This window comes from Gemmiger formicilis (genome assembly GCF_016901605.1).
Lineage (GTDB): Bacteria > Bacillota > Clostridia > Oscillospirales > Ruminococcaceae > Gemmiger > Gemmiger formicilis_B.
The window spans coordinates 1-221 of record NZ_JACJKP010000816.1; the positions used below are offsets into that span (position 1 = coordinate 1).

Annotated in this window: 1 protein-coding gene; it reads right to left on the reverse strand. The window is 57.5% G+C overall.

Features of this window, described 5'->3' with window-relative positions; all coding sequences use genetic code 11:
* The coding region (locus H6B10_RS16910; protein WP_204652509.1) for a hypothetical protein at nucleotides 1-221 on the reverse strand (221 nt) is incomplete at both ends.

The window sequence follows — 221 nt, forward strand, 5'->3', positions numbered from 1 at the left end:
GAACTTCTGCAAAATATCCAGCAGCTTGTCCTTTTGCAGAACCTCTTTCCACAGGTACGAGGTCACATAGTCGCCGTCCTCGGTGGCGGGGTTGCCGGCGCCGCCGTCCTGGCCAGCCTGCACAATGAGGATAACGAGCCGATTTTCACCTCGGTCTTTATCATCACCGACCGCACGGTGCTGGACGCCCAGTTGCAGAACACTGTCAGCGGCTTTGACCA